Source organism: Actinosynnema sp., assembly GCF_052038725.1.
The window spans coordinates 1-3,246 of record NZ_JBQGCX010001008.1 but is presented as its reverse complement, the minus strand read 5'-3'; the positions used below and the strand labels follow the sequence as shown (position 1 = coordinate 3,246).

Annotated in this window: 3 protein-coding genes; 2 read left to right on the top strand and 1 reads right to left on the bottom strand. The window is 75.3% G+C overall.

Annotated features, from left to right (window positions below; genetic code table 11):
• Positions 1-331: 331 nt before the first annotated feature.
• On the top strand, positions 332-1,576 hold the full coding sequence (locus ACTUAL_RS21380; protein ID WP_440901494.1) for an SGNH/GDSL hydrolase family protein: 1,245 nt from the start codon (positions 332-334) through the stop codon (positions 1,574-1,576).
• 114 nt (positions 1,577-1,690) lie between these two features.
• Positions 1,691-2,905 (top strand): SGNH/GDSL hydrolase family protein, encoded by a 1,215-nt coding sequence (locus ACTUAL_RS21375; protein ID WP_440901493.1) that lies wholly within the window; start codon positions 1,691-1,693, stop codon positions 2,903-2,905.
• A gap of 186 nt (positions 2,906-3,091) precedes the next feature.
• On the opposite strand, the gene ACTUAL_RS21370 is transcribed toward ACTUAL_RS21375, so the two are convergent.
• Positions 3,092-3,246 (bottom strand): 16S rRNA (uracil(1498)-N(3))-methyltransferase (locus tag ACTUAL_RS21370; RefSeq protein WP_440901495.1); only part of this gene is annotated, 155 nt, incomplete at its 5' end.

Here is a 3,246-nt window from a genome sequence, read left to right as displayed (position 1 = left end):
GGCGGTCCAGCCGCGTCCGGCCAGGTCCTGCGCGAGCGGGGTGCCGAGGTCGGCACCGTAGGCGGCCTTCCAGAACCCGCCGTGGATCACCACGACGACCGGGCCGGAGCCGGTCAGCTCGCCGAACTGGTCGGGGTCGGGGCCGTACTCGATGCGCTGCACGCGACCAGTGAACCGCACCGCGCCGGAGGGCGCGGGGGCGCAGGCCCGACCAGCTCCCTTGATCGTATGGGCCGAACGCTGTCGATCTTGCTCTGCCCGGCGGATTGATCTTGGTCGCCGCGTCGGCCAACGTCGGGCGGTTGGCTGTGCGGGCGTTCGAGGAGCGGTGATGGGGTCGAGATCGGCGCGGGCCGCGGCCTGCGCGGGGGTGGTCGCGGCGCTGGTGGCGGGGGTGGTCTCCGGGAGCGCCCACGCGGACCTGGAACGGGTGGAGCGGTCGAGCTGGACGGCGGCGTGGGCGGCGAGCCCGGTCGTGGGCGGACCGAACCCCCACAACGACTGCCCGTCGGGCGGCGCCGGCCTGACCGACCGGACCGCGCGGAACGTGGTGTTCACCAGCGCGGGCGGCGACCTGGTGCGGATCAGGCTCGGCAACGCCTTCGGCGCGACCCCGCTGCGGGTCGACCGGACCACGGTGGCCCGCCAGGGCGGCGGGGCGGCGCCCGTTCCCGGCACGACCAGGCCGGTCACCTTCGGCGGGTCGCGCGAGGCGCTCGTCCCGGCGGGCGGGGAGCTGCTCAGCGACCCGGTGCTGCTGGACGTGGCCGCCCTGTCGACGCTGCTGGTCAGCGTGCACTTCCCCGGCCCCACCGGCCCCCTGACCAACCACCCGTTCACCGCCCAGGGCAACTACCTCGCCGAGGGCGACCGGACCGACGACCGCACCGGGACCGGCTTCGCCGACAGCCCGTGCTGGCTGGGCGTGAGCGGCGTCGACGTGGCCGAGCGGGGGCAGCGGTCGGCGGGCGCGGTCGTGGTGTTCGGCGACTCGATCACCGACACGGCGGCGAGCACCGACGACGCGAACCGGCGCTGGCCGGACTTCCTGGCCCGCCGCCTCGCGGCGCGGGACGGCCGGACGCCCTCGGTGGTCAACGCGGGCCTGGGCGGCAACCGGCTGGTCGCCGACCGCGAGGGCGAGCCGCACTACGGCGTCGCGGGCACGACCCGCTTCGCGCGCGACGCGCTCGGCCAGACCGGCGTGCGCACCGTCGTGGTCCTGTCCGGGGTCAACGACCTCAGCTTCGACGCCACCGCCGACGAGCTGATCGACGGCTACCGCGACCTGATCGCGCAGGCCCACCGGCGGGACGTGCGGGTGGTCGGCGGCACGATCATGCCGTTCCGGACCTCGTTCGCCTGGACCCCGGAGCGCGAGGCGACCTGGCGGAGGGTGAACGCCTGGATCAGGACCTCGGGCGAGTTCGACGCGGTGGTCGACTTCGCGAGCGCCATGGCCGCGCCGGGCGACGACGCCCTGCTCAACCCCGCCTACGACCGGGGCGACGGCCTGCACCCGACCGACGCGGGCACCGAGGCCATGGCGGACGCGGTCGACCTGCGGCTGCTCTGAGCCCGCGCCGGTTGGTCCGGTGGCCGCCCCCCTTGCTCCGGGCAGCGGGTTGACCGGCCCGCGCCCGGCGGCCAGCGTCGTCAGGTGGGCGATGCGAGCTGGTGAGGAGCGGCGATGGGGCCGAGAGCGGTGCTCGGAGCGGTGCTGGCCGCGGTGCTGGCGGCCGGGGTGGCGACCGGGACCGGGCAGGCGGAGCCCGACCGGGCGCGCTGGGTCGGCGGCTGGGCGGCGAGCCCGGTGGTCGGCAGCGCGATCCCGTGGAGCGACTGCCCGGCGGGCGCGGGACTGACCGATCAGACCGTGCGGAACGTGGTGTTCACCAGCGCGGGCGGCGACCTGGTGCGGATCAGGCTCAGCAACGCCTTCGGCACGACCCCGCTGCGGGTCGACCGCACCTCCGTCGCCCGCCAGGACGCGGGCGCGAGGCCCGTCCCCGGCACGACCAGGCCGGTGACGTTCGGCGGGTCGCGCGAGGCGCGGGTGCCCGCAGGCCGGGACCTGCTCAGCGACCCGGTCCGCCTCGACGTCGCAGCCCTGTCGACGCTGCTGGTCAGCGTCCACTTCCCCGGCCCCACCGGCCCCCTGACCAACCACCCGTTCACCGCCCAGGGCAACTTCCTGGCCACCGGCGACAAGACCGACGACCGCACCGGGACCGGCTTCGCCGACACCCCGTGCTGGCTGGGCGTGAGCGGCGTCAACGTCGCGCGGGAGCGGCCCGCGGGCACGGTCGTGGCGTTCGGCGACTCGATCACCGACACCTCCGCGACCACCGGCAACACCAACCGCCGCTGGCCCGACTTCCTGGCCCGCCACCTCGCGGAGCGCAGGCACGCCCCGTCCGTGGTCAACGCGGGCCTGGGCGGCAACCGGCTGGTCGCCGACCGCGAGGGCGAGCCCTACTACGGCGTCGCGGGCACCACCCGCTTCGCCCGTGACGCGCTCGGCCAGACCGGCGTGCGCACCGTGATCGTGCTGGAGGGCGTCAACGACATCGGCTTCGACGCCACCGCCGACGAGCTGATCGTGGGCTTCCGGAACCTGATCGCCCAGGCGCACGCGCGCGGGGTGCGGATCGTGGGCGGCACGATCCTGCCGTTCAAGACCTCGTTCATCTGGACCCCGGAGCGCGAGGCGACCTGGCGGGCCGTGAACACCTGGATCAGGACCTCCGGCGAGTTCGACGCGGTGGTCGACTTCGCGGCGCCCACCGCCGCGCCGGGCGACGACGCCGTGCTCGCCCCGGCCTACGACAGCGGCGACGGCCTGCACCCCGGTGACGCGGGCACCGAGGCCATGGCGAACGCGATCGACCTGCGGCTGCTCTAGAAGGCGAGAGCCTGCGTCGCGGTGGGACCTGGGGGTCGCCCCACCGCGACGCGGCAACCGCCGGACCGAGGGGGGAGGTGTCCGGCGCGCTCAACCGAGTCCGCTACCGATGGGTAGCCGGTGCGGTGCCTCAGGACACGAGGGTAACCGCTGTCACCCGCGTTCGCCAGAAAAGAGCAAGCCCCACTACGCCCAGCGATCGGTCAAAACGCCCAGAGCGCCCAGCGCTACGGCCCCCCCCGTGGACGCCCTGACCACCGAGGGCCCCAGCCTGACCACGTGCGCACCCGCATCCACCAGCGCGGAAAGCTCCTGCTCCGCGATGCCTCCCTCCGGGCCGA

Coding starts and splice junctions, on each gene's coding strand:
- ACTUAL_RS21375 (WP_440901493.1), top strand. CDS start 1,691: ATGGGGCCGAGAGCGGTGCTCGGAGCGGTGCTGGCCGCGGTGCTGGCG.
- ACTUAL_RS21380 (WP_440901494.1), top strand. CDS start 332: ATGGGGTCGAGATCGGCGCGGGCCGCGGCCTGCGCGGGGGTGGTCGCG.